Source organism: Streptomyces sp. NBC_00207, assembly GCF_045160965.1.
Lineage (GTDB): Bacteria > Actinomycetota > Actinomycetes > Streptomycetales > Streptomycetaceae > Streptomyces.
This window is the reverse complement of record NZ_CP130715.1, coordinates 2,993,784-3,019,532: the sequence shown is the minus strand read 5'-3', so window position 1 is coordinate 3,019,532 and position 25,749 is coordinate 2,993,784. Positions and strand designations below refer to the sequence as shown.

Annotated in this window: 23 protein-coding genes; 12 read left to right on the top strand and 11 right to left on the bottom strand. The window is 71.6% G+C overall.

Translation table 11 applies throughout. The annotated features are described in order from the left end of the window. Positions 1-74 precede the first annotated feature (74 nt). Positions 75-1,667, top strand: coding sequence for a Na+/H+ antiporter (locus OG472_RS14415; RefSeq protein WP_401601220.1), 1,593 nt, complete (start codon positions 75-77; stop codon positions 1,665-1,667). On the opposite strand, the gene OG472_RS14410 is transcribed toward OG472_RS14415, so the two are convergent. Continuing rightward, positions 1,664-2,185, bottom strand: a complete 522-nt coding sequence (locus tag OG472_RS14410) for an SRPBCC family protein (RefSeq protein WP_405829749.1) — start codon at positions 2,183-2,185, stop codon at positions 1,664-1,666. The two genes, OG472_RS14415 and OG472_RS14410, sit on opposite strands and share 4 nt — an antisense overlap. A gap of 62 nt (positions 2,186-2,247) precedes the next feature. Here OG472_RS14410 and OG472_RS14405 point away from each other — a divergent pair, with 62 nt between their 5' ends. Further along, the gene (locus tag OG472_RS14405) at positions 2,248-2,826 is read left to right on the top strand and encodes a TetR family transcriptional regulator (RefSeq protein WP_405941516.1); all 579 of its coding nucleotides are present in this window, start codon (positions 2,248-2,250) and stop codon (positions 2,824-2,826) included. A 61-nt stretch (positions 2,827-2,887) separates the two neighbouring features. Here OG472_RS14405 and OG472_RS14400 read toward each other — a convergent pair whose 3' ends face one another. Further along, positions 2,888-3,931, bottom strand: coding sequence for a mechanosensitive ion channel family protein (locus tag OG472_RS14400; RefSeq protein ID WP_405943179.1), 1,044 nt, complete (start codon positions 3,929-3,931; stop codon positions 2,888-2,890). Between the two features lie 70 nt (positions 3,932-4,001). Between OG472_RS14400 and OG472_RS14395 the strand changes: the two genes are divergently transcribed. Beyond that, on the top strand, positions 4,002-4,571 hold the full coding sequence (locus OG472_RS14395; RefSeq protein WP_401601214.1) for a dienelactone hydrolase family protein: 570 nt from the start codon (positions 4,002-4,004) through the stop codon (positions 4,569-4,571). 85 nt (positions 4,572-4,656) lie between these two features. On the opposite strand, the gene OG472_RS14390 is transcribed toward OG472_RS14395, so the two are convergent. The 5 genes from OG472_RS14390 to OG472_RS14370 form a co-directional block, all read right to left on the bottom strand. Next, positions 4,657-5,610, bottom strand: a complete 954-nt coding sequence (locus OG472_RS14390; protein ID WP_401602449.1) for a zinc metalloprotease — start codon at positions 5,608-5,610, stop codon at positions 4,657-4,659. 243 nt (positions 5,611-5,853) lie between these two features. After that, positions 5,854-7,518, bottom strand: coding sequence for an alkaline phosphatase D family protein (locus tag OG472_RS14385; protein WP_405829748.1), 1,665 nt, complete (start codon positions 7,516-7,518; stop codon positions 5,854-5,856). Positions 7,519-7,647: 129 nt separating this feature from the next. Next, on the bottom strand, positions 7,648-8,442 hold the full coding sequence (locus OG472_RS14380) for a DsbA family protein (RefSeq protein ID WP_401601208.1): 795 nt from the start codon (positions 8,440-8,442) through the stop codon (positions 7,648-7,650). Positions 8,443-8,490: 48 nt separating this feature from the next. Continuing rightward, positions 8,491-9,180 (bottom strand): hypothetical protein, encoded by a 690-nt coding sequence (locus OG472_RS14375; protein WP_405829746.1) that lies wholly within the window; start codon positions 9,178-9,180, stop codon positions 8,491-8,493. Positions 9,181-9,242: 62 nt separating this feature from the next. After that, positions 9,243-10,568 (bottom strand): DUF2252 domain-containing protein, encoded by a 1,326-nt coding sequence (locus OG472_RS14370; protein ID WP_405829744.1) that lies wholly within the window; start codon positions 10,566-10,568, stop codon positions 9,243-9,245. A 166-nt stretch (positions 10,569-10,734) separates the two neighbouring features. Between OG472_RS14370 and dnaE the strand changes: the two genes are divergently transcribed. Beyond that, positions 10,735-14,277, top strand: a complete 3,543-nt coding sequence (gene dnaE / locus OG472_RS14365; RefSeq protein WP_401601201.1) for a DNA polymerase III subunit alpha — start codon at positions 10,735-10,737, stop codon at positions 14,275-14,277. 87 nt (positions 14,278-14,364) lie between these two features. Here the strand turns inward: dnaE and OG472_RS14360 are convergent, their stop codons facing one another. After that, positions 14,365-14,532 carry a hypothetical protein gene (locus tag OG472_RS14360; RefSeq protein WP_327413484.1) on the bottom strand — a complete coding sequence of 56 codons (168 nt, stop codon included), beginning with the start codon at positions 14,530-14,532 and terminating at the stop codon, positions 14,365-14,367. Positions 14,533-14,754: 222 nt separating this feature from the next. Between OG472_RS14360 and OG472_RS14355 the strand changes: the two genes are divergently transcribed. The 5 genes from OG472_RS14355 to OG472_RS14335 all read left to right on the top strand — a co-directional run bounded on the left by OG472_RS14355 (position 14,755) and on the right by OG472_RS14335 (position 19,570). Continuing rightward, positions 14,755-16,062: an NYN domain-containing protein gene (locus OG472_RS14355; RefSeq protein WP_401601199.1), complete on the top strand. Its 1,308-nt coding sequence runs from the start codon at positions 14,755-14,757 to the stop codon at positions 16,060-16,062. Positions 16,063-16,090: 28 nt separating this feature from the next. Beyond that, positions 16,091-17,128 (top strand): ABC transporter ATP-binding protein, encoded by a 1,038-nt coding sequence (locus OG472_RS14350; protein WP_405829742.1) that lies wholly within the window; start codon positions 16,091-16,093, stop codon positions 17,126-17,128. Beyond that, complete coding sequence (locus OG472_RS14345; protein WP_401601196.1) at positions 17,125-17,940, top strand: ABC transporter permease; 816 nt, start codon at positions 17,125-17,127, stop codon at positions 17,938-17,940. The genes OG472_RS14350 and OG472_RS14345 overlap by 4 nt, the downstream gene beginning before the upstream one ends. A 47-nt stretch (positions 17,941-17,987) precedes the next feature. Then, positions 17,988-18,623 (top strand): hypothetical protein, encoded by a 636-nt coding sequence (locus tag OG472_RS14340; RefSeq protein WP_405829741.1) that lies wholly within the window; start codon positions 17,988-17,990, stop codon positions 18,621-18,623. A gap of 104 nt (positions 18,624-18,727) precedes the next feature. Beyond that, positions 18,728-19,570 carry a hypothetical protein gene (locus tag OG472_RS14335; RefSeq protein ID WP_401601191.1) on the top strand — a complete coding sequence of 281 codons (843 nt, stop codon included), beginning with the start codon at positions 18,728-18,730 and terminating at the stop codon, positions 19,568-19,570. Positions 19,571-19,730: 160 nt separating this feature from the next. Here OG472_RS14335 and ybaK read toward each other — a convergent pair whose 3' ends face one another. From ybaK to OG472_RS14320, 3 genes are read right to left on the bottom strand one after another with little or no spacing between them, the layout of a single operon-like run. Continuing rightward, on the bottom strand, positions 19,731-20,225 hold the full coding sequence (ybaK, locus tag OG472_RS14330) for a Cys-tRNA(Pro) deacylase (RefSeq protein WP_401601189.1): 495 nt from the start codon (positions 20,223-20,225) through the stop codon (positions 19,731-19,733). Between the two features lie 11 nt (positions 20,226-20,236). Beyond that, positions 20,237-20,974: an LON peptidase substrate-binding domain-containing protein gene (locus tag OG472_RS14325; protein WP_383575463.1), complete on the bottom strand. Its 738-nt coding sequence runs from the start codon at positions 20,972-20,974 to the stop codon at positions 20,237-20,239. Positions 20,975-21,008: 34 nt separating this feature from the next. Continuing rightward, positions 21,009-22,607 carry an oxidoreductase gene (locus OG472_RS14320; RefSeq protein ID WP_405941515.1) on the bottom strand — a complete coding sequence of 533 codons (1,599 nt, stop codon included), beginning with the start codon at positions 22,605-22,607 and terminating at the stop codon, positions 21,009-21,011. 126 nt (positions 22,608-22,733) lie between these two features. On the opposite strand from OG472_RS14320, the gene hisD reads away from it, so the two are divergent. The 3 genes from hisD to hisB are packed head-to-tail and all read left to right on the top strand — an operon-like array spanning position 22,734 to position 25,749. Further along, entirely contained in the window at positions 22,734-24,056 is a 1,323-nt protein-coding gene (hisD, locus tag OG472_RS14315) for a histidinol dehydrogenase (protein ID WP_401601181.1), read from the top strand. After that, positions 24,053-25,159, top strand: a complete 1,107-nt coding sequence (locus OG472_RS14310) for a histidinol-phosphate transaminase (protein WP_401601179.1) — start codon at positions 24,053-24,055, stop codon at positions 25,157-25,159. The genes hisD and OG472_RS14310 overlap by 4 nt, the downstream gene beginning before the upstream one ends. After that, complete coding sequence (gene hisB, locus OG472_RS14305) at positions 25,156-25,749, top strand: imidazoleglycerol-phosphate dehydratase HisB (protein WP_030707279.1); 594 nt, start codon at positions 25,156-25,158, stop codon at positions 25,747-25,749. The genes OG472_RS14310 and hisB overlap by 4 nt, the downstream gene beginning before the upstream one ends.

Here is a 25,749-nt window from a genome sequence, read left to right as displayed (position 1 = left end):
CCCCGCGGGGGCCGACACGCGGGTCGCCGCAGTCACCGCTCCAGCCAAGCGCAGCGGACTGGCAGGGTGGGGGAGTGGACCAGCTTGCTCTGCTGTTCGTGCTGCTGCTCGGCGCCGTGGTCATGGTGCCGCTCGGGGACCGGCTGGGACTGCCCGCGCCCGTCCTCATGACCCTCGGCGGGGTGGTCCTCGCTCTGGTGCCGGCCGTGCCGGAGGTCGAGGTGCCGCCCGAGTTCATCCTGCCGCTGGTGCTGCCGCCGCTGCTGTACGCCTCCGTGCAGCGGACCTCGTGGCGGCAGTTCGCCGCCAACGTGCGGCCCATCCTCCTGCTGGCCGTGGCCCTGGTGTTCGTCACGACCGCCGCCGTGGCCGCCGTCGCGTACACCGTGGTGCCCACGCTGCCGATCGCCGCCGCCGTCGCGCTCGGAGCGCTCGTGGCCCCGCCCGACCCGGTCGCCGCCACCGCCGTCGCCGGATCGCTCGGGCTGCCCCGGCGCATGGTGTCGATCCTGGAGGGCGAGGGGCTCTTCAACGACGTGACGGCGATCGTGCTCTACCACGTGGCGATCGCCGCGGCCGTCAGCGGCAGCTTCTCCTGGCCCGACGCGCTGGGGGAGTTCGTGCTGTCCGCAGTCGTCGCCGTGGTCGTCGGCCTGGCCCTCGGCTGGACCACCCACCGGCTGATGGGCCGGCTCGACGACGCCACCCTCCAGATCGGGCTGACGCTGCTGGTGCCCTTCGTGTCGTACGTGGTCGCGGAGGAGCTCCACGGGTCGGGGGTGCTGGCCGTGCTGACGACGGCGCTGTTCCTCGCCGAGTACGCGTCCGACGCCGACGACGTGCTGGGGCGCCTCGCCGGGCACACCTTCTGGGAGGTCGTGGACACGCTGGTCACCGGGGTGGCCTTCGGGCTGATCGGGCTGGAGCTCCACACCGTCTTCGGGACGGCGCAGGACCGCGAGTGGGAGATGGCCGGGTGGGCGGCGGTCGTCGTCGCGGTGGTGGTCGGCGTACGGCTGGCATGGCTGCTGCCGGCCGGGTGGCTCGCGAAGAAGCTTCACCAGCGGCGCGACTACGACGAGGAGATCCCGCTGAGCTGGCGGGAGAGCGTGGTGATGTGGTGGGCCGGGATGCGCGGGGTGGCCTCGGTCGCCCTGGCCCTGGCCATCCCGCTGAAGACGGACTCCGGCGAGCCCTTCCCGGCGCGCGACGAGATCATCTTCATCGCCTTCGCGGTGATCATGGCGACCTTGGTGTGCCAGGGGCTGACCCTGCCGTGGCTGGTGCGCCGGCTGGGGGTGGAGGAGGACACCGACGCGCGGCGGGACGCCGAACGGCAGCTGGCGATCCGCGCCGCGAAGGCCGCGAAGCGGCGGCTGAAGGAGATCGACGAGGCCGAGGAGCTGCCGGAGGACCTGATCGAGCAGCTGACCCGGCGCGCGTACGACGTGGGGGCCAGGATCAGCCCGGACATGGTGGACGAGGAACGGCGGGAGGCGTACGCGAAGCGCGTGCAGCGGCTTCACGACATCCAGCGGATCCAGCGGGAGATGATGTCGGCCGCCCGCCACGAGGTGCTGGCCGCCCGCAGCGAACCCGGCTCCGACCCGGAAGTCGTCGACCGGGTGCTGCGGCACCTGGACGTACGCAGCCTGCGCGCCCCCTAGCGCCCGGACAGGGCCTGGGCGGGCCGGGACGCCAGCCGCTCCAGCGAGCGGAGGAAGCGGACGTACGGCGACCAGCGGGCCCGGCGGGCGATCGTGCCCGTGCAGGCCAGCTCGGCGCGGTCCAGGCTGTCCTCCAGGAAGGCGTCGTGCGCCGGCCGGAAGGCGAGGGGCCAGGTGAGGCGGGCCAGGCCGCTGACGGACATCGCGAGGGTGTGCCGCAGCGCGGTCCGTTCCGCGTCGACGGCCAGCGCGGTGAACTCGTGGAAGCCGTGGAACCCGCGGGGCCCGGTGAAGGCGAAGCGGACCCAGGTCCCCGGCACGTACGCGGCCACCGTGTAGCGCACGGGTCCGTGTCCGCCCGCCGCACCGACGCCCAGGGGGCGGTCGAGCTCCATCTCCTCCCACAGGCGGCCGGGCCAGAGCCGGTCGTCCTCCCCGCTGGACAGCGTGTCGATGAGCGCGCCGACCTCGCTCTGCTTGGCCTCCAGCAGGCGTTCGTGCACGTTGTAGACGCCCATGCGTCCTCCCCTCAGATTATTAGAGATCAGTCTCTAATAATCTGGAGGGTACTCTCTGATTCATGGCGAGACCACCCCGCTTCGACACCGACCAGATCCTCGACGCCGCCGTACGGCTGGCGGCCACCGCCGGACCGGGCGGCGTGACCATGTCGGCCGCGGCCCAGGCGGTCGGCGCGCCGAGCGGCTCCATGTACCACCGGTTCGCCGGGCGGACGGCCCTGCTCGCCGAGGTGTGGCTGCGGAGCGTCGAGCGCTTCCAGGAGGGCTACTTCGCCATGCTCCACAGCGACCCCGACCCCCGCCAGGCCGCCCGCGCGGCCGCCCGCCACGTCGTGGCCTGGAGCCGGGCCCACCCGCAGGAGGCCGCGCTCCTGCTCTACGGCCCCGCGGAGTTCGGCCGCGCCGACTGGTCCGAGGAGCACACCCGGCGGGCCGACTCCGGCAACCAGCGCGTGTACGCCGCCCTCGGCACCCTCGCCGACTCCCTCGGCGCGACGGACCCCCAGGGCCGGGACCGCGTCACCCTCGCCCTGATCGACCTGCCGCTCTCGGTCGTCCGCCGTCACCTGCGCGCCGGCGGTCCGCTGCCGCCGCACGCCGAGGACCTCGCCGAGGAGTGCGCGGCGGCCCTGCTCTAGGCCCGGCGGCCGCTGGAGGGGACAGCACCGCGCACGGTAGCCGTGCCCGCCCGGGCCGGGCTCAGGCGTCCGGCCTCGGGGCGGCTTCGGAGGTGGTGACGCGGGGCAGGGCGTAGGGGTGGTGGGCGACGAGCCAGTCGATCAGGTGTTCGCGGACCGCGCAGCGGAGGATCCACAGGTCGTCCGCGTCCTTCGCCGTGACCACCGCGCGGACCTGGACGGTGTGCGGTGTGGTGTCCGTCACGGCCAGGCTGCCGCCGCGGCCGTCCCACTCCGGGAGTTCCTTCAGGATCTCCTGGAGCTGCTCCCGCATCAGGGGGAGCGGTGCACTGTGGTCCAGGTGCCAGAAGACCGTGCCGGTCATCTGCGCGCCGCCGCGCGACCAGTTCTCGTAGGGCTTGCTCGTGAAGTACGAGACCGGCATCGTGATGCGGCGCTCGTCCCACGTGCGGACGGTCAGGAAGGTCAGGGTGATCTCCTCGACCCGGCCCCATTCCTTGTCGACCACCACCGTGTCGCCGATGCGGACGGTGTCGCCGAAGGCGATCTGCAGGCCGGCGAAGAGGTTGCCGAGCGCGGCCTGGGCGGCGATGCCCGCCACGATGCCGAGGACGCCCGCCGAGGCCAGCATCGAGGCGCCGAACGTACGCATGGGGGGGAAGGTCAGCAGCATCGCCGCCGCGGCGACCACGACCACCACCGCCGTGACCACCCGCTGGATCAGTGTGACCTGGGTGCGGACCCGGCGGACCCGGGCGTCGTCCTCGGTCGCCGCGGCGAAGCGCGCGTACGTCGAGTCGACGGCGGCGGTCGCGATGCGCACCGCCAGCCAGGCCGCGGAGGCGATCAGCACCAGGGTGAGGAAGCGGCCGACGCCGACGGGGTGGTCGGGGAGGACCCCCGCCCAGCGGTAGGAGCCTCTGAGCAGCGAGGCGCAGAGCACCACCTGGAAGGGCAGCCGGCAGTGGCGCAGCAGGCCCCACAAGGGGGTCTCGGTGTGCCGGGCGTCGGCCCGGCGCAGCAGCAGGTCCAGCAGCCAGCCCGCGATCAGGGTGGCGACCAGCGCGCCGCCGATGACGAGGACGGGGCGAAGGAAGTTCTCCATCTCCATGGGACGAACGTAGCGGGAAGCGGTCCGCGGGCACCTTCCGTTCGGCGGCTGGCACGATGGAGGCATGAACATCATGCTTTTCCATTCGACGTACGGGCTGCGGCCCGCGGTGCACGCGGCGGCCGACCGGCTGCGCGCGGCCGGGCACCAGGTCCAGGTGCCGGATCTCTTCGGGGGACGCACCTTCGGGACCGTCGAGGAGGGCATGGCCCACCAGGACGAGATCGGCCGTGACGAACTGCTGAAGCGCGCGGTGCTGGCCGCCGCCCCCCACTCCGACCAGGGCCTGGTCTACGCGGGCTTCTCCTTCGGCGGCTCCGTCGCCCAGCACCTTGCGATGGCCGACGAGAAGGCGCGCGGGCTGCTGCTCCTGCACGGGACGGCGGATCTGGAGGAGGGCGCCTCGGTGGACGAGCTGCCGGTGCAGCTGCACATCGCGGACCCGGACCCCTTCGAGCCGCACGACTGGCTGACCGCCTGGTACCTGCGGATGCAGCGGGCCGGGGCGGACGTGGAGGTCCACAGCTACCCGGGTGCCGGGCACCTGTTCACCGACCCGGACCTGGACGACTACGACGCGGAGGCCGCCGAGCAGTTGTGGAAGGTCGCGATCGGATTCCTCGACAGCCTGTAGCCGGTACGGACGGGGCAACGGCAACGGCAAGGGCACGGCCGGCGGATGCCGACCGTGCCCTTGCCGTTGGTGCTCGTCGCCGGGGTCAGCCGGCGCGGTACGCGGTCCAGCTGCTGCTCATCCGGGCCACCTGGCCCGAGGTGAACTGGTACATGCAGGAGTCGTACGTGTAGTCCATGAAGTTGTGGATCGGGTCCACGCCGGACTTGGAGGTGCAGCTGTCGCGGCCGGTCGGGCACTCGAAGGCCGCGGTCTTCTCGGCCGGGGTGTCGGAGACGTAGTCGCCGTTGCCGTTACAGCCGCCCTGGAAGGTGTGGTAGAGACCCATCCAGTGGCCGACCTCGTGGGTCGCGGTGTCGCCCTCGTTGTAGTTGGCGGCGGAACCGCCCGGCAGCGAGGAGTCGAGCACGACCACGCCGTCCATCTTGGGGCTGGAGGCGTAGGAGGTCGGGAAGGTCGCCCAGCCGAGGAGGCCGCCGGAGAGGTTGGCGGTGTAGAAGTTCAGCGCGCCGGGGCCGCCCTTGCGCAGGGTGTTCTTCATGTCCTTCTCGGCCGTGGAGCCGTCGGCCAGGTTGTACCAGCCGGCGTTGTCCGTGTAGTCGGTCCCGGCCAGGGTGAACTGGAAGTTCGTGTTGACGTTGCCGGTGCCCTGGCCGCCGTACGCCGCGTTGAGGACCGCCAGCTGGTTGTTGATCTGGGTGGACGTCAGCTTCCCGGTGTTCCCGGAGTGGATCACGTGGAAGTACACCGGGATGGTCTTGGCGGCCTCGGCGGCGCGCAGGCTGCGCTGCGGCTGGTTCTTGAGGGCCTTGTCCAGCTTCGCCTTGAGGTCGGCGTCCATGACCTGGGCCTGCGCGTCGGTGATCGCGTTGGGCTCGTTCGCGTGCTCGTCGTGCACGCGGCTCACGCGGGCGTTGGCGGCGCCCGCGGCGGCGGGCTGCTCGGCGCACTGCTCGGCGGGGGCCTTGGCTGCCGCGAGCGTGGTGGGGGCCGCGAGCGGGGTGAAGGCCAGGGTTCCGGCCAGAACCGCCGTGCCCATCAGGCGGCGGCGAAGAAGGGGGGATATGCGGGCAATTGCGCGCACGTGTGCTCCTCGCGGGTGGGGGGTGGTGGGGGGTGATGGCCTGAAGGATCTTCTTCAGCTGGCGGGAAGCTTATGTGTGCATGACATATTCAGGTCAAGTGTCTTGCGTAAAAGATTTGTTGCCAGAAACGCACATGGGGCGCCTGGTATGTACCAGGCGCCCCATGTGGCAGGAGATTTGACGGTCAATCAGTTAAATCAGCGGACGGGCTGGTATGACCGCTCCACCTTCTGCGTCCCGTTCAGGGTCCGGTACGAACGGGTCCACGCGGCCGTGGCGTCCTGCCGCCGCTTGTCGGACACCACGTAGTAGTCCATCTGCGAGTGCTCCGCCGTCACGTCCAGCACCCCGTAGCCGTGCGCGTCCATGTCGAGCCACTTCACGTGCCAGTTGGCGGCCTTGACGGCCGTCTCGGCGACCAGCGAGGCGGTGTCCGCGGGCACGTGCAGGATGTCGTCGATGTTGTCGGAGGTCACCGAGGTGACGACGAACTCGGTCGCGGCGGTCCCCGAGCCCGGGTACGTGGCCATGTTCACCGGGACCTCGTTCGCCCACGCCATGTGGATGTCGCCGGTCAGGAACACGGTGTTCTTGACGTTCCGGTCCTTGAGGTGGCCCAGCAGCTCCTTGCGGTCGTCGGTGTACCCGTCCCACTGGTCCACGTTGACCGCTATGCCGCCCTCGGGCAGGCCGAGGAGCTTGGCCAGCGGCTTCAGCAGGTGCGCGGGCAGCGAGCCGAAGGCCACCGGCGAGATCATCACCGAGGTGCCGACCAGCTTCCAGGTCGCGTTCGAGCCCGCGAGGCCCGACTTGAGCCAGTCCAGCTGGGCGCGCCCGGTGATCGTGCGCTCCGGGTCGTCCACCGCGCCGCTGCCCACCTTGGCCTGCTGCGAGCGGAAGGAGCGCAGGTCCAGCAGGTGCAGATCGGCGAGGGTGCCGAACCGCAGCCGCCGGTAGACGGTGCCAGCGACGGAGGTGCGTACGGGCATCCACTCGAAGTACGCCTGCTTGGCGGCGGCCGCGCGGGCCGCCCACTCGCCCTCGGCGCCCGGCGTGTGGTTCTCGGCGCCGCCGGCCCACATGTCGTTCGCGAACTCGTGGTCGTCCCAGATGGCGATGACCGGGTGCGCGTGGTGCAGCGCCTGCAGGTCGCCGTCCGTCTTGTACTTGCCGTGCCGCGTGCGGTAATCGGCCAGCGAGACGATCTCGTGCTTCGGCTCGTGCTGGCGCACGACGTACTTCGCCTCCGGGTAGCCCCCGGTCTGGTACTCGTAGATGTAGTCGCCCAGGTGCAGGATCGCGTGCAGATCGGTGCGGGCGGCCAGGTGGCGGTAGGCGGAGAAGTAGCCGGCCTCCCAGTTGGCGCAGGAGACCACACCGAAACGGACCCCCGAGGTCGTCACGTCGTGGCCCGGGGCGGTCAGCGTGCGGCCGACGGGGGAGACGGTGGCGCCGGCGGTGAACCGGTACCAGTAGGGCGTCTGCGGCTGCAGCCCGCGCACGTCCACCTTGACCGTGTGGTCGGCGGCGGCGCTCGCCGTGACGGTGCCGGAGCCGACGATGCGGGAGAAGGCCTGGTCGGAGGCCACCTCCCAGCTCACCTGGGTGGCCGGGCCGAGGCCGGAGCCGGGTACGGCCTCGGGGGTCGGGGTGACGCGGGTCCACAGCAGGACCCCGTCGGGGAGCGGGTCGCCCGAGGCGACACCGTGCAGGAAGGCGGGCGCGGCCTGCGTCGCCGCGTGGGCCGCCGAGGCGCCGAGCGAGGTCAGCGGGGCCAGCGCGGCCGTGGCCGCGGCGGCGAGAACGACCGTACGGCGACGGGGAGTCGCCGTGCTCTGAGAAGGGATGAGATGACTGGTCACGACCGGTCACATTACCGACGGGTACACCCGATGGAACAGATGTCGGAATGCAACGGGCGGGCGAACTCTGGGAGTTCGCCCGCCCGATGGTGGGGCCTTTCCGGAAGCGTGTCCCGGAATGTCCGGGGATCAGCCCTGCAGGGCCTTCTCGATCGCCGCCGTGAACTGCTCCGCCGTCTGCGGGGTGTCGATCTTCTTGCCGTCCATCTTCAGCGTGGGGGTACCCGTCACGCCGGACTTGTTGAAGGCCTTCGACATGTCCATCGCCCACCGGTCGTAGGTGCCGTCCTCGACGGCCTTCCTGAACTCGGCGTTGCCCTTGAGGGCCGGGACGGTGTCCGCGACCTTCAGCAGGTAATCGTCCTTGGCGAAGCTGTCGACGGTCTCCTCGGGGTGCTGCTCCTTGGAGTACAGCGCGCCCTTGTAGTCGAGGAAGGCCTGCGGGCTGACGTTCAGCGCCGCGCCCAGCGCGCTCAGCGCGTTCTTCGAGCCGTCGCCCTTGACGGCGTTGTCGATGAAGGTGGCGCCGAAGTACCGGAGCTTGTACTTGCCCGCGTCCACGTCCTTCTTGATCTGCTCGCCGGCCGCCTGCTCGAAACCGGCGCAGGCCGGGCAGCGCGAGTCCTCGTACAGCTCCAGCGTCTTCTTGGCGTCGGGCTTGCCGATGACGACCGTGGTGCCGTCCTCGCCCTCGGTGTTCTTCGGCTTGACCAGCTCGGCCTTGGCGGCCTTGTCCCAGTAGCCGGGCTGGTTGGACTGCACGATCGCGTAGCCGACGACGCCGGCCAGGCCGAGCCCGGCGACGAGCGCGCCCGCCACGATCACCTGGCGGCGCACCTTGTCCTTCTTGGCCTGGGCCTCGCGCTCGGCGCGCAGACGCTCGCGGGCCGCTGCCTTGTTCGCCTGGCTGTTGCGTGAACTCATCGTGATCTCCGTGGGGTGTGACGTGTCAAAGGGGATGCCTTACGTGCGTCAGGCGCGTGCGAGCGCGCCGAGCACGGGAGGTCCCCGTCGGCCCACGGAGTGTGCGGGGAATCGCGTACGGGCCCCCGTGCCCGCCGGGACCGGCCGCAGCAGCCGCCGCACCGGACCGGAGACGGCCGCAGCCGAGGCCACCGCCAGCAGCAGAGGCCGGAACGCGAAGGCGGCCACCGCGCGCAGCAGCTGCCCCAAGGCCCGCTCGCCGTGGCGCAGCCATGCGGCGGCGAGCAGTCCGACCGAGACGTGGGCGCCGAGCAGCAGCCAGGGCGTCCACGGCCCGGGCGCGGCCAGCAGCGCGGCCGGATCGGCGACGGGCCCGGTCACCTCGGTCAGCGGCCCGCCCACGGGCGTGCCCCCGCACAGCTCGTCCAGGCCCATCGCGCGCAGCGGACCCGAGACGGGGCCGCCGGCCGGGCCGTAGCAGAGGTGCTGTCCGGCGGTGAAGACGGTGTCGGCGGCCAGCTCCAGCGGAACGAGCAGCCCGGCGATGGGGCCGAAGCCCCGTTCCCGGCCCGCGAGCGCGTAGGCGATCGCGAACACGGCGGCGAAGGCCCCGCCCACCAGCGCGGGCGGCAGCGGGACGCGGGACATGAGGACGTGCGAGCCGGCCGAGAGCAGCACGACGAGCGCGCTGAACAGCGCGGCACGCAGCCCTCGAAGCCTCACTCCTGAAATGTCCATCGTCGCGAGTCTGCCATGCGTACCTGTGAAAGCCGCGTCCCGGTCCCGGCCACGGGCACGAACTACGAGGTCAGACGCCCGTTGCGGAAGAGGTCGACGAAGATCTGGTGGTCGGCGCGGGCCCGGGCGCCGTACGCGTGGGCGAAGTCCACGAGCAGCTCCGCGAAGCCCTCCTCGTCGCCCGCGATCGCCGCGTCGATGGCCCGCTCGGTGGAGAACGGGACCAGGGAGTGCCCGCTCTCGGCCTCGTCGGCCGCCGCGTGCATGGTCGCCGTGGCCCGGCCGAGATCGGCGACCACGGCCGCGATCTCCTCCGGGTCGTCCAGGTCCGACCAGTCCAGGTCCACCGCGTACGGGGAGACCTCGGCCACCAGCTGCCCGGCCCCGTCCAGCTCGGTCCAGCCCAGCCACGGGTCGGCGTGGGCCTGCAGGGCGCGCTGCGAGATCACCGTGCGGTGCCCCTCGTGCCGGAAGTACTCCCGCACCGCCCGGTCCGTGATGTGCCGGGACACCGCGGGGGTCTGCGCCTGCTTGAGGTAGATCACGACGTCGTTCTCGAGGGCGTCGCTGTGCCCCTCCAGCAGGATGTTGTAGGAGGGCAGACCGGCCGAGCCGATCCCGACGCCCCGGCGCCCCACCACGTCCTTGACCCGGTAGGAGTCGGGCCGCACGAGGGACTCGTCGGGGAGGGTCTCCAGGTACCCGTCGAAGGCCGCCAGCACCTTGTAGCGGGTGGCGGCGTCCAGCTCGATGGCACCGCCGCCGGCCGTGAAGCGGCGCTCGTAGTCCCTTATCTCCGTCATGGAGTCCAGCAGGGAGAAGCGGGTGCGGGAACGGGCCGAGCGCAGCGCGTCCAGCAGCGGGCCCTCGGCGGTGTCCAGGGTGAAGGAGGGCACCTCCTCGTGCTTGGCCCCCGCCGCGAGACGGTGGATCCGCTCCCGGTAGGCGCCGGCGTAGACCCGCACCAGCCCGCTTATCTGGTCGTCGCTGAGCGCCTTGGTGTAGCCGATCAGGGCGACGGAGGCGGCGAAGCGCTTCAGGTCCCAGGTGAAGGGGCCGACGTAGGCCTCGTCGAAGTCGTTGACGTTGAAGATCAGCCGGCCGTTGGAGTCCATGTAGGTGCCGAAGTTCTCGGCGTGCAGATCGCCGTGGATCCACACCCGGCCCGTCCGCTCGTCCAGGTACGGGCCGCCGTGCCGGTCCCGCTCCAGGTCGGAGTAGAAGAGGCAGGCCGTGCCCCGGTAGAAGGCGAAGGCGGAGGCCGCCATCTTGCGGAATTTGACCCGGAAGGCAGCGGGGTCGGCGGCGAGGAGCTCACCGAATGCGGTGTCGAACACGTCGAGGATCTGCTCGGCGCGCTGCTCGTCGGTCGTCTCGGGAACCGCCATGGCGGATGCCTCCTGGTGGTGCGGGGCGGATCGTTGCCGATCGCATTCCGGACAGGTGTCCTTGGTTCTGCAACGCACGACCGTACTCGTCGGTGCCCGAGAATTGTCACCCGGTCGACGTAGGATTCAGAGCTGCCCCCTCTCTCCCCTCCGGAGGACTCACACCGTGACCAAGCCGCCGTTCACGCACCTGCACGTCCACACCCAGTATTCGCTTCTGGACGGTGCCGCGCGGCTGAAGGACATGTTCAACGCGTGCAACGAGATGGGCATGACGCACATCGCCATGTCCGACCACGGCAACCTGCACGGGGCCTACGACTTCTTCCACACGGCCCAGAAGGCCGGCATCACGCCGATCATCGGCATCGAGGCGTACGTCGCCCCCGAGTCCCGGCGCAACAAGCGCCGCATCCAGTGGGGCCAGCCCCACCAGAAGCGCGACGACGTGTCCGGTTCCGGTGGTTACACCCACAAGACGATCTGGGCGGCGAACGCCACCGGCCTGCACAACCTCTTCCGGCTGTCCTCCGACGCGTACGCCGAGGGCTGGCTCACGAAGTGGCCGCGCATGGACAAGGAGACCATCTCCAAGTGGTCCGAGGGGCTCATCGCCTCCACCGGCTGCCCCTCCGGCGAGCTGCAGACGCGGCTGCGTCTCGGCCAGTTCGACGAGGCCCTGAAGTCCGCCTCCGAGTACCAGGACATCTTCGGCAAGGACCGGTACTTCCTGGAGCTGATGGACCACGGCATCGAGATCGAGCGCCGGGTCCGCGACGGGCTGCTGGAGATCGGCAAGAAGCTCGGCATCCCGCCGCTGGTGACGAACGACTCGCACTACACCTACGCCAGCGAGGCCGGCGCCCACGACGCCCTGCTGTGCATCCAGACCGGCAAGAACCTCTCGGACCCGGACCGCTTCCGCTTCGACGGCTCCGGCTACTACCTGAAGTCGACCGACGAGATGTACGCCATCGACGCCTCGGACGCCTGGCAGGAGGGCTGCGCCAACACGAAGCTGGTCGCGGACCAGATCGACACCGAGGGCATGTTCAAGTTCCGGAACCTGATGCCGAAGTTCGACATCCCGGACGGCTACACCGAGGTCACCTGGTTCCGCGAGGAGACCATGCGCGGCATGCACCGCCGCTACCCGGGAGGCATCCCGGACGACCGGATGAAGCAGGCCGAGTACGAGATGGACACGATCATCTCGATGGGCTTCCCCGGCTACTTCCTCGTGGTCGCCGACTTCATCATGTGGGCCAAGAACCAGGGCATCGCGGTGGGCCCGGGCCGAGGCTCCGCGGCCGGCTCGATCGTCGCCTACGCCATGGGCATCACCGACCTCGACCCGCTCACCCACGGTCTGATCTTCGAGCGCTTCCTGAACCCCGAGCGCGTCTCCATGCCCGACGTCGACATCGACTTCGACGAGCGTCGGCGCGTCGAGGTGATCCGGTACGTGACCGAGAAGTACGGCGCCGACAAGGTCGCCATGATCGGCACGTACGGCACCATCAAGGCCAAGAACGCGATCAAGGACTCCGCGCGCGTCCTCGGCTACCCGTACGCCATGGGCGACCGGCTCACCAAGGCCATGCCCGCCGACGTCCTCGGCAAGGGCATCCCGCTCTCCGGCATCCTCGACCCGCAGCACCCCCGCTACGGCGAGGCCGGCGAGATCCGCGGGATGTACGAGAACGAGCCGGACGTCAAGAAGGTCATCGACACCGCCCGCGGCGTGGAGGGCCTGGTCCGCCAGATGGGCGTGCACGCCGCCGGCGTGATCATGTCCAGCGAGACGATCACCGACCACGTGCCCGTCTGGGTGCGGCACACCGACGGCGTCACCATCACCCAGTGGGACTACCCGAGCTGCGAGTCGCTCGGCCTGCTGAAGATGGACTTCCTCGGCCTGCGCAACCTCACGATCATGGACGACGCCGTCAAGATGGTGAAGGCCAACAAGGGGATCGACATCGATCTCCTCGGCCTCCCGCTCGACGACCCCAAGACCTTCGAACTGCTCGGCCGCGGTGACACCCTCGGCGTCTTCCAGTTCGACGGCGGCCCCATGCGCTCCCTGCTGCGCCTGATGAAGCCCGACAACTTCGAGGACATCTCCGCCGTCTCGGCCCTGTACCGGCCGGGCCCGATGGGCATGAACTCGCACACGAACTACGCCCTGCGCAAGAACAAGCAGCAGGAGATCACCCCGATCCACCCGGATCTGGAGAAGCCCCTCGAAGAGGTGCTCGCGGTCACCTACGGCCTGATCGTGTACCAGGAGCAGGTGCAGAAGGCCGCCCAGATCATCGCCGGGTACTCGCTCGGCGAGGCCGACATCCTGCGCCGCGTGATGGGCAAGAAGAAGCCCGAGGAGCTGGCGAAGAACTTCACCATCTTCCAGGAGGGCGCCCGGAAGAACGGCTACAACGACAAGGCGATCCAGGCCCTGTGGGACGTCCTGGTCCCCTTCGCCGGCTACGCCTTCAACAAGGCCCACTCGGCCGCGTACGGCCTGGTCTCCTACTGGACCGCCTACCTCAAGGCGAACTTCCCGGCCGAGTACATGGCCGGCCTGCTCACCTCGGTCAAGGACGACAAGGACAAGTCCGCGATCTACCTGAACGAGTGCCGGCGCATGGGCATCAAGGTGCTCCCGCCGAACGTGAACGAGTCCGAGCCGAACTTCGCCGCCCAGGGCGACGACGTGATCCTCTTCGGCCTCACCGCCGTCCGCAACGTCGGCAGCAACGTCGTCGAGTCGATCATCAAGACCAGGAAGGCCAAGGGGAAGTACTCCACCTTCCCCGACTTCCTGGACAAGGTCGAGGCCGTCGTCTGCAACAAGCGGACCGTCGAGTCGCTGATCAAGGCCGGCGCCTTCGACGAGATGGGCCACACCCGCAAGGGCCTCGTCGCCCACCACGAGCCGATGATCGACAACGTGGTCGCCGTCAAGCGCAAGGAGGCCGAGGGACAGTTCGACCTCTTCGGCGGAATGGGCGACGAGGGCGCGAGCGACGAGCCCGGATTCGGCCTCGACGTGGAGTTCTCCGACGTCGAGTGGGAGAAGTCCTACCTGCTCGCGCAGGAGCGCGAGATGCTCGGCCTCTACGTCTCCGACCACCCGCTCTTCGGCCTGGAGCACGTGCTCTCCGACAAGACGGACGCCGGAATCTCCCAGCTGACCGGCGGCGAGCACTCCGACGGCGCGGTCGTCACCATCGGCGGCATCATCTCCGGCCTCCAGCGCAAGATGACCAAGCAAGGCAACGCCTGGGCCATCGCCACCGTCGAGGACCTGGCCGGCTCCATCGAATGCATGTTCTTCCCCGCGACCTACCAGCTCGTCTCCACCCAGCTGGTCGAGGACACGGTCGTCTTCGTCAAGGGCCGCCTCGACAAGCGCGAGGACGTCCCCCGCCTGGTCGCCATGGAGATGATGGTCCCCGACCTCACCTCGGCCGGCACGAACGCCCCGGTGGTCCTCACCATCCCCACCGTCAAGGTCACGCCGCCGATGGTGACCCGTCTGGGGGAGATCCTGCGCCACCACAAGGGCAACACCGAGGTGCGGATCAAGCTCCAGGGGCCGCGGACCACCACCGTGCTGCGCCTCGACAAGCACCGCGTACAGCCCGACCCGGCCCTCTTCGGCGACCTCAAGGTGCTGCTCGGGCCGTCCTGCCTGGCCGGATAACGACGTCCGCCGACCGGCGCCGTACGTACGGGAGGGCCCGCCCGGGAACACCGGGCGGGCCCTTCCGTCACATCACGTCGCGCGTCGTCAGTTGTGGCCGAACTTCTTCTGCTTGCTCTTGTGGGCCAGATCCATCGGACTCGGCGACGGGTTCACCGACTCGGACGGGCTGTCCATCGAGCTCTTCGACGGGTCCTGCGAAGAGCGGGCCTGCTGCTGCTTCGACGGCTGCTTCTGATTCTTGTTCTTGGCCATGGTGGAACCTCCGTGAGGGTCTAGGGGCCAGGACCGCCTTCACACTCACACAGCGCCCGAAACCGCGCATTTTGGATCATTACTGCGCGTAGCCGAACGGCCCTTCCCGGCCGCCCCGGGAGATCCGCCACGCCGATGATCGAGTTCCGGCCTTCAACACCCTTGAGGTCGGGCAGACTCGGGGCACCCGTCGAAAAACACAGAGGACCCCCAGGGAAGAGGGTGGAACGCGTGGACCGCTGCGTCGTCCTGGTGGACGCCGGCTACCTGTTGGGCGCCGCCGCCAGCCTTCTCGCCGGGGAGCCCTCCCGCTCCCGGATCACCGTGGACCATGCCGCCCTCATCCAGGGCCTGCGCGAGCGGGCCGAGGCCGACACCGAGCAGCCCCTGCTGCGCATCTACTGGTTCGACGGCGCACCCGACCGGGTGCCACAGCCCGAACACCGGCGGCTGCGCGTCATGCCCCGCGTCACCGTCCGCCTGGGCGCCCTGACCCGCAGCGACGGCCGCTGGGCCCAGAAGGGCGTCGACGCCGCCATGCACGCCGAGCTCACCGAGCTCGCCCGCAACCGCGCCTGCTCCGACGTGGTCCTGGTCACCGGCGACGGCGACCTGCTGCCCGGCCTGATGTCCGCCAAGGAACACGGCGTCGCCGTCCACCTGTGGGCCGTCCAGGCCGCCGACGGGGACTACAACCAGTCCGAGGACCTCGTGGCCGAGGCCGACGAACGGCGCGTCCTGGACCGGGCCTGGATCACCCGGGCCGTCCGCGCCAAGGACCTCACCGGCCTGTGCTCGCCGCCGCCCGCACCGCGCCCCGACATCGCCGCCATCCTCTCGGCCCCGCTGCCCGAGGCGGCGCTCGCCGAGGCCGCCCGCAACGGCACCGCCGCCACCGGCGACGACGACCGCGAGGGGGCCCCCGTACCGGCGCCGGCCGCCCCCGGGGGCAAGACCGTGCCCACGCCCAAGGACCTCGCCGGATCCCTGCGGGCCCCCGGCCCGCAGAGCGGTCCGCAGGCCGGGTCCGGCAGCGCACCGGCCCCCGCCAGCGCCCTGCGCTGGTCCTCCGACAAGGGCTGGATCGACCGGGCCGGACCGCTCGGCGAACCCGCCGAGACCGCCTCGCTGCCCACCCTCGCCCAGCTCACCAGCGCCGAACAGCGCTGGGCGGACCGCGAGGAGGACATCACCACCGTCGGCGGGGACCCGTTCGAGGTGGGACAGGTGTTCGCCCGCCGCTGGATGGAACGGCTCCCCGAGACCGTGCACCTGCAGAAGCTGGCCACCATGTACCCGCGCATCCCGCACCGCATCGACGGCGAGCTCCTGCGGTACGCCGCCCGCTTCGGGCTGCTCGCGCACAAGGACGACCAGATCGACGAGCACGACCGGTACGCCATCCGCGCCGGGTTCTGGAGGGAGATCGACGTCCGCGCGGCCGCCGAGCACGTGGCCGCCGTACCGGCCGCCGCGCCCGGATCCGGTACCGGCGAGCTCGGTGGGCCGCTGACCCCGGCGGCCGAGTAGGGGCGGGAACCCCGTAGGCTGCTCCCTCGTGAGTACGGGCACAGCACAGGCGGAAAACAGCACGGCGGCGGCCGCGGGAGCGGCTTCGGACGTGATCTGCGCGGTGCGTGACCTGGTCAAGACGTATCCCGCCGTCCGCGGCCGGCGCGGGGCTCCCGCACTCCCCGAGACCCGCGCCAGCGACGGCGTCTCCCTGGACGTGCGGCGCGGCGAGATCTTCGGGCTGCTCGGCCCCAACGGCGCGGGCAAGTCCACGCTGGTCCGCCAGCTCACCGGCCTGATGCGGCCCGACGCGGGCACCGTGACCCTCCTCGGCCACGACCTCGTACGCCACCCCGAGCGGGCCTCGCGCCTGCTCGCCTACCTGGGGCAGGAGTCCACCGCCCTCGACGAGCTCACGGTGGCGCTGGCCGCCGAGACCACCGGGCGGCTGCGCGGGCTCGGCGCACGGGCGGCCAGGGCCGCGCGCGACGCCGTACTGGAGGAGCTCGGGCTCACCGAGATCGCCGGGCGGCCCCTGAAGAAACTTTCCGGCGGACAGCGGCGCCTCGCCTGCTTCGCCTCCGCACTGGTGGGGGAGCGGCCCGTGCTGGTCCTCGACGAACCCACCACCGGCATGGACCCGGTGGCCCGGCGGGCCGTCTGGTCCGCCGTGGACCGGCGGCGCGCCCAGCACGGCGCGACGGTCCTCCTCGTCACCCACAACGTCATGGAGGCCGAGACCGTCCTCGACCGGGTCGCCGTCATCGACCAGGGCCGGGTCATCGCCTGCGACACCCCGGCCGGACTGAAGGCCAGGGTCTCGGGCGAGGTCCGGCTGGAGCTCGTGTGGCGGGAGACCGCCCCGCTGGACGTCCCCGAGGTCGCCGCGCTGCGCGAGCTCGCCGTCGAGTCCGGACGGCGCTGGGTCCTGCGGCTCGGCCCGGACGAGGCCCGGGCGGCCGTCGCGTCGGTGACCGGCGGGCCGGCCTTCGCCGCCCTGGACGACTTCACGCTGGCCACGCCGAGCCTCGAGGACGTGTACCTCGCGCTCGGCGGAAAGACGAAAGGCCTGGTGAAGTCGTGAGCGACCGTCCGGCAAGCGCCGTCCTGCCGACTCCGGCCCCGGTCGAGGAGCCGGCCGCCGCGCCGCTGGCCCCGCGGGCACGGTTCCTGCCCGCGCTGGCCGCCGTCTACCGGGCCCAGCTGTCCCGGGCACGGGTGGCGCGGATCCCGCTGCTCTTCGTGGCCACCTTCCAGTCCGTCGGGATCATGATCCTGATGCGGGGCGTGGTGGACGGCGGCTCGGAGGCCCGGGCCGTCGTCGCGGGTTCCTCCGTACTGGTCGTCGCCTTCGTCGCGCTGAACCTGCTCGCGCAGTACTTCGGGCAGCTGCGGGCGAGCGGCGGGCTCGACCACTACGCCACCCTGCCGGTGCCGCCCGCGTCGGTGGTGCTGGGCGCGGCCGCCGCGTACGCCTCCTTCACCCTGCCCGGAACGCTGGTCACCGCCGTCTTCGGATGCGTGCTCTTCGGCCTGCCGATGAGCGGGCTGTGGATCCTGGCCGCCGTGGTGCCGCTGGCCGGGGCGGCGCTGGCCGGGCTCGGCGCGGCGCTCGGGCTGCTGGCGCCCAGGCAGGAGCTGGCCACGCTCGCCGGGCAGCTCGGAATGTCGGCCGCGCTGCTGCTGGGGGTGCTGCCGCCCGAGCGGATGCCCGGCGTGATCGTGTGGGCGCGGGACCTGCTGCCCTCGACGTACGGGGTGGAGGCGTTCGCGCGGACCTTCGCCCCCGAACCGGACTGGGCCGCCGTCGCCTTGGACCTCGGCGTGTGCGCAGCGGTCGGCGTGCTCTCGCTGGCCGCCGCCACCTGGGCGTACCGGCGGGCCGCGGTCCGCTGAAGCGGTCCGGCGACGCCGCCGCCCGGCACACCTGGCACGATGTGGGGGTGACCGAAGCCGTGACCCCGCCGTCTCCTTTCGACCCGCCGTCGCTCCCGCCCGAGAAGCCCGGCGGAACCGCCTCGGCCATCACCCCGGACGACATCCGGGACGGGGCCGTCGTCGCCCTCGCGGTCGGCATGGCCGGCCTGCTCCTCGGCGCGCTGTGGGTGTGGCTGGCGCCGCGCGTGCAGTACGTCGCCAACGGGGACGCCGTGTTCCTGCGCAACAGCGAGAGCGAGGCGCGGATCGCGTCCGACGGAACCTTCTTCCTGCTGGCGGTGGGGCTGGGCGTGCTGAGCGCCGCCGGCGTGTTCCTGTGGCGCCGGGCCGGGGGCGTGCCGCTGGTGATCGGGCTCGCGGTCGGGTCCTGCTTCGCCGCGGTCGTGGGGTGGCGGTTCGGGCTGTGGCTGGGGCCCTCCTCGGACCTGGCCGCCGCCGCGGCCAAGGCGGGGCAGGGAGTGGCCTTCGACGCGCCGCTGCAGCTGCTGGCGCACGGGGCGCTGCTGGCGTGGCCGGTGGCCGCGGTCCTGGTCCACCTGGGCCTCACGGCCCTGTGGGCCCCCCGCGACCCGGACCCCGACCCGGTCTACGGCTGGTCCGGCTCCTACCAGCCGCCGCAGTCCGAGCCGCCGCGCGGCTGAAGCACCGGGGCTCAGCCCGTAGCCCCGCGCCCCCGGCACCGGCCGGGCCGCAGGGAGCGGCGGGGCTCCGCCGCGGGCGTCGTACCTGCGGCTACGCTCGGGCCGTGGGACAGCCCGAGCAGCGCGCCGAAGGCGCAGGACCGTTCACCACCCGGCTCACCTGGTACCGGCCCGAAGGGGAAACGGTGGTGTGGGAGTCGCGGCTCGCGCGCAGGCGCGGGGCCCTCTCGGTCCGCGGTCCGGGAGAGACGGTCGACAGAACCACCACCGCCGACGCCGAGGCCCTCCGCCGCCTCCGCAGGCTCAACGCCCTCGCCTCGGGGGCGTTCGTCGTCGGAGGGGCGCTCTTCGCGCTCGGCGCCGCGGTGTCGCAGTTCGGCGCGGGCGACGCCCTGGAGAGCGCCGCGATCTACTTCGCGGGGGGCCTGTTCTTCAACACCGGGGGCTACACCTCGCTCCTGCAGGTGCTGAACGCGCCCCGCCACTCCCCGGGAGGCGGCGGACTGGTCACGTCCGGCTGGAGGTGGTGGGGGTACGAGCCGACGCGCCTGGACTGGCTGAGCACGTTCGTGCTGTTCGTCGGGACGCTCGTGTTCGGCGTCAACCTGCTGGACTCGTTCCTGCAGGGGCTCACCGCCCAGCAGGTCAACCGGCTGATCTGGACCCCCGACGTGATCGGGTGCGTGCTGTTCCTGGTCTCGGGACACCTGGCGTTCGCCGAGATCTGCCACCGGCCCTGGCCGTGCCTGCGCTCGCGCAGCCTCGGCTGGTGGATCGTCGCGGTGAACCAGCTCGGGTCGGTGCTGTTCATGGTCTCGGCACTGGCCGCCTTCACCCGGCCCGCCACCGGAAGCCTGGTCAGCACCGGAATCGCCAACTGGGGGACGCTGACCGGAGCCCTGTGCTTCTCCCTCGGCGGTGTGCTCCAGGCCTTCGAACGGCCCTAGGCCGTCTCTTTCGGATCTGGTCTGCCCCGCGCCGCCTGGCACCGCACCTCGCCGCGTTGTCGGGGCGCCCGAGTACGTCCAGTACTCGGGCGCCCCTCCGCCTTGCGATGCACGGCACCAGACGACGCGGGCTTAACCGACAAGATCCGAAAGAGACGACCTAGCCGCGGGCGATCGGGGCCAGCACGGCCGAGGTGAGGGAGGCCAGGTCCGACGGGGCGAGCTCGACCTCCAGGCCCCGGCGGCCCGCCGAGACGCAGATGGTGGCGTGTCCCGAGGCGGACGCGTCGATCACCGTACGCAGACGCTTGCGCTGCCCCAGAGGCGAGATGCCGCCGCGCACGTAGCCCGTGGTGCGCTCCGCCAGCGCGGGATCGGCCATCGCCGCCCGCTTGCCGCCGGCCGCCGTCGCCAGCGCCTTCAGGTCCAGCGACCCCGAGACCGGGACCACCGCCACCGTCAGGACCCCGTCCACGTCGGCGACGAGGGTCTTGAACACCTGCGAGGGCGAGACTCCGAGCGCCTGCGCCGCCTCCTCGCCGTACGAGGGGTGCGCCGGGTCGTGCTCGTACGCGTGAGTGGTGAACGGGACGCCCGCCGTCGTGAGGGCCACGATCGCCGGGGTGCCGGCCGCCTGCTTGGTCTTCTTCGCCATCGCCTCGTCCGTCAGTTCGGGCTGGTCGGGGAACGGGTCAGGTCCACCGCCGGCAGGGACGGGAGGTGGCGGATCACCGCCGTCTCCGTGCGCAGCAGCTTCAGTTCCTCCGCCAGCCGGGTCGCGGTGTCCGGGGCCTGCAGCAGCCGCTGCTTCGCGGGGATGTCCAGCACCGCCGCGGCAGCCACAAGGTAGGAGACCACCGACGGCTCGTCGGGGAGCTCCGCGCCCGTCAGGGACCGCTCACGGGCCCCCGCCAGCCGCTTCTGGTAGTTGCGGAACGCCCGCAGCACCCCCTCGGCCAGGACACCCGCGCCGTCGCCCGAGTCCTCCGGGAGCTCTTCCAGCTCGGCCGTGAGGAAGGGGCCGGAGGAGTCGACCGAGAGCAGGCGGACCCGCGTCGTGCCGGTCGCCAGGACCTCGAAGCTGCCGTCCTCCCGCTCCCGGATCGTCGCCGCGTCCGCGATGCAGCCCACCCGGTGGAAGGCCTGGATCGGGTCGGAGCCGAAGCCCGCGGCGGGGCCCCGCTCGGGCACGGCGGTCTGGTCCGGCAGACCGGGCGCGGTCGGCGCCACCTCCCGGCCGTCGCGGATCGCGACGACGGCGAACCGGCGCGGTTCCTCCTCGCCCGTCTTCAGCAGCTCGCGCATCATGGCGCGATAACGCTCCTCGAAGATGTTCAGCGGGAGGACGAGTCCCGGGAACAGCACCGAGTTCAGCGGGAAGAGGGGCAGGCGAACGGTGGTCACGAGGCACAGGGTAATGGCCCGGGCACAGGACCCGTCACCCCCGCCGCAGCAGCCGGGACGCCCCCGCGGCCACCGTCGTGGCCAGGATCCAGCCCATGATGACGAGGCCTGCCGCCCCCCACTGCCAGCCGCCCTCCAGCTTCCACTGGCCCTGCTGGCCGAGGTCGATCACCGGGAGGAGCAGATCCAGCGCGTACAGGGCGGCGCTCCACTGCGGATGCTCGTCCTCCTTGATGGCCGGCGGATCGAGCTGGGAGAACATCAGCGCGCCCGCCGCCCACAGCACCGCCATCCACAGCGCGGCGCGGCCCGGGCGGTACCCGTAGACCACCGTCCAGTCCTGGAGGTACCCCCACGCCTTCGGCCCCGGCGGCAGCGTGGCCCGGCGCCGGCGCTGCTTGGCCAGCAGCACCTCGCGGGCGTCCTGGTCCTCGCCGCTGGCCCGCAGGACGGCGGCCAGCCGCTCGTACGGTTCCGGCGAGTACTCGGGGGTGGCCGCCGCCACCCAGGCGAGGCGCCGGGCGAGGGGGAAGTGGCCGCGCGGCGCGAGGTTCTCGTAGACGAATCCCTCGATGGACACTCCGCCCGGGCCCGGCCAGCTCGTGGAGGTGTCGACGAGCTTGACCACCTTGGCCCCGGACACCACGACGCGCCCGCGCTCCGGCCGCTCGCCGACGAAGCGGAACTCGGGGGTCTGGATCCGGCGCAGGGAGATCTCCTGCTCCTCCGTGAGCTCGAACCGCGCGCCGTAGAAGTCGATGGCGTCGCCGAAGCGGCCGTCGTCCAGCCGCAGCCCGCCCCGGCACTCGAAGCGCTGCGCCCGCTGGCCGCGCACCGGGGTCGGCCCCAGCCCGTACGGGGGAGTGGAGGAGCCGTCGCCGCCCTGCACGTAGCCCAGCGCGATCGAGGTCAGGTACAGGGTCCGCTCGACGGTCAGCTGCGGGGCGTTCAGCGCGAACCGCCCCGAGGGGTTGCGCAGGCGGGCCCCGCGCAGGTTCATCGACACGCCGACCTTGGCGCCGCGCAGGCTCACCTCCCCGTACGTCTCCAGCAGCTCGCCCTGGAAGTCCTGCGCGACCGACATCCCGTCGGCCGCCACGGCCCGGCCCTTGCTGTCCCTCTGCACCACGGCCTGGCTGACCAGCAGATCGGTGCCGATCTGGGCGTCGGTCAGCCGGATCCCGCGCGCCACCCGGCAGCGCGGCAGGTGCAGATCGCCCTCCGTGTGCAGGCGGGCCGCCTCCAGCCGCGGAATCGCGCAGTTGATCAGGCGCAGGGTGCCGAAGCGTGCCTCGGACAGCTGGATCTCGCTGTCGAAGCGGCAGGACTGGAGCTCCACGTACGGGGCCACCGTGCCACCGGACAGATCCAGCCGCCCGGTGATCCGCACCCCGCGCAGCTTGAGGGAGGCCACCCGGCCCGGCACCGGCGGCGGCCCGTGGAGCAGCAGCAGGGCGACCACCCGGGCACGGACGCTGCGCCCGGGCCCCCAGACGCCGTCGGCGTGCGGATCGTCATGCTCGGCGGTGCGGGCGCTGAGGTCGCAGATGCTGCCGGTGCGGAACGCCTCCCACATGCGGCGCTCGGAAGCGGTGAGATCCGCCGGTTCCTCGCCCGCGCGCGCCTCGGTCACGGCGGCCCCCCTCCGCTGATCATGTACGTGTAGGGGAACGCTAACGGGCACCTGTGACATCCGGGGCGTGTATCAGCCAGTGATACGGGCGAACGGCGGCGTGAGGCGGTCTGAGAGAATTGGGAGGTGATCTCTCGTATCGACCTGCGCGGTGACGCCCTCCCCGAGGGTGGCGCCCTGCGCGATCTGCTGCCCCGTGCCGAGTTCGACGTAGAAGCTGCCCTGGAGAAGGTGCGGCCCATCTGCGAGGACGTCCATCATCGTGGCACGGCGGCGCTGATCGAGTACGCGCAGAAGTTCGACGGAGTCGAGCTTTCGCAGGTCCGGGTACCCGCGGAGGCCATCAAGGCCGCCCTGGAGCAGCTGGACCCGGCCGTCCGCGCCGCCCTGGAGGAGTCGATCCGGCGCGCCCGGATCGTGCACCGCAACCAGCGCCGCACCGAGCACACCACCCAGGTGGTCCCCGGCGGCACCGTGACCGAGAAGTGGGTTCCCGTGGAGCGCGTGGGGCTGTACGCCCCGGGCGGCCGTTCGGTGTACCCCTCCTCCGTCGTGATGAACGTCGTCCCGGCCCAGGAGGCGGGCGTCGAGTCCATCGCGCTCGCGTCCCCGCCGCAGAAGGAGTTCGACGGCCTGCCGCACCCGACGATCCTCGCCGCGTGCGCGCTGCTCGGCGTGGACGAGGTGTACGCGGCGGGCGGCGCCGTGGCCGTCGCGATGTTCGCGTACGGCACGGAGGACTGCCTGCCCGTGAACATGGTGACCGGCCCCGGCAACATCTGGGTCGCCGCAGCCAAGCGCTACTTCACCGGGAAGATCGGCATCGACACCGAGGCCGGCCCGACGGAGATCGCGGTCCTCGCGGACTCCACGGCCGACCCGGTGCACGTCGCCGCCGACCTGATCAGCCAGGCCGAGCACGACCCGCTGGCCGCCGCCGTCCTCGTCACCGACTCCGCCGAGCTCGCGGACGCGGTCGAGCGGGAGCTGGAGCCGCAGGTCGCCGCGACCAAGCACGTCGAGGACCGGATCAAGCCCGCGCTCGCCGGCAAGCAGTCCGCGATCGTGCTGGTCGACAGCCTGGAGGACGGCCTCAAGGTCGTCGACGCGTACGGCGCCGAGCACCTGGAGATCCAGACCGCGGACGCCGCGGCCTGGGCCGCCCGCGTCCGCAACGCCGGCGCGATCTTCGTCGGCCCGTGGGCCCCGGTCTCGCTCGGCGACTACTGCGCCGGGTCGAACCACGTGCTGCCCACCGGCGGCTGCGCCTGCCACTCCTCCGGCCTGTCCGTGCAGTCCTTCCTGCGCGGCATCCACATCGTCGACTACACGCGGGACGCCCTCGCCGAGGTCACCCACCACGTGGTGACCCTCGCGGAGGCCGAGGACCTGCCGGCGCACGGCGCCGCCCTCAAGGCCCGCTTCGGATGGAAGGTTCCCCAGGCGTGACCGGCATCGACGACCTCCCCATCCGGGACGAGCTCCGCGGCAAGACCCCGTACGGCGCCCCCCAGCTCGACGTGCCCGTCCAGCTGAACACCAACGAGAACCCCTACGAGCTCCCCGCCGAGCTCGTCGCGCGGATCGCCGAGCGGGTGGCCGAGGCCGCCCGCACCCTCAACCGCTACCCCGACCGGGACGCGGTCGAGCTGCGCACCCAGCTGGCCGCCTACCTCACCCGTACGGCCAAGCACCCGGTCGCGCGGGAGAACGTATGGGCCGCCAACGGCTCCAACGAGGTCATCCAGCAGCTGCTGCAGACCTTCGGCGGGCCCGGCCGCACCGCGATCGGCTTCGAGCCCTCGTACTCGATGCACGCGCTGATCTCCCGCGGCACCGGCACCCGCTGGATCTCCGGCCCGCGCCGGGAGGACTTCACCATCGACGTGGCGGCGGCGGAACGGGCGATCGCCGAGAACGCCCCCGACGTCGTCTTCATCACCTCGCCCAACAACCCCACGGGTACCGCGGTCGAGGCGGAGACCGTCCTCGCCCTCTACGAGGCCGCGCAGGCGGCCAAGCCCTCGCTGGTCATCGTGGACGAGGCGTACGTCGAGTTCAGCCACCGCGACTCGCTGCTGCCCCTCATCGAAGGCCGCCCGAACATGGTGGTCTCCCGGACCATGTCCAAGGCCTTCGGCGCGGCCGGCCTGCGCCTGGGCTACCTGGCCGCGCACCCCGCCGTCGTCGACGCCGTCCAGCTGGTGCGCCTGCCGTACCACCTGTCGGCCGTCACCCAGGCCACCGCGCTGGCCGCCCTGGAGCACACCGACACCCTGCTCGGCTACGTGGAGCAGCTCAAGGCCGAGCGGGACCGGCTGGTCGTCGAACTGCGGGCCGTCGGCTACGAGGTCACCGAGTCCGACGCGAACTTCATCCAGTTCGGGAAGTTCGATGACTCCCACACCGCATGGCAGAAGATCCTCGACCAGGGTGTCCTGGTCCGTGACAACGGAGTACCGGGGTGGCTGCGCGTCACCGCCGGCACCCCGGCAGAGAACGACGCGTTCCTGGAAGCGGTTCGCGCACTGAAGAAGGAGCAGCACGCATGAGCCGCATCGGACGGGTCGAACGGACCACCAAGGAGACCTCGGTCCTCGTCGAGATAAACCTCGACGGCACCGGCAAGGTCGACGTCTCGACGGGCGTGGGCTTCTACGACCACATGCTCGACCAGCTCGGCCGCCACGGCCTCTTCGACCTCACGGTCAAGACGGACGGCGACCTGCACATCGACAGCCACCACACCATCGAGGACACCGCCCTCGCGCTGGGCGCCGCCTTCAAGCAGGCCCTCGGCGACAAGGTCGGCATCTACCGCTTCGGCAACTGCACCGTGCCGCTCGACGAGTCCCTCGCCCAGGTGACCGTCGACCTGTCCGGCCGCCCGTACCTCGTGCACACCGAGCCCGAGAACATGGCGCCGATGATCGGCGAGTACGACACCACGATGACCCGGCACATCCTGGAGTCCTTCGTCGCGCAGGCGCAGATCGCCCTGCACGTCCACGTCCCGTACGGGCGCAATGCCCACCACATCGTGGAGTGCCAGTTCAAGGCCCTCGCGCGGGCCTTGCGCTACGCCGCGGAGTTCGACCCGCGCGCGGCCGGCATCCTGCCCTCCACGAAGGGCGCCCTCTAG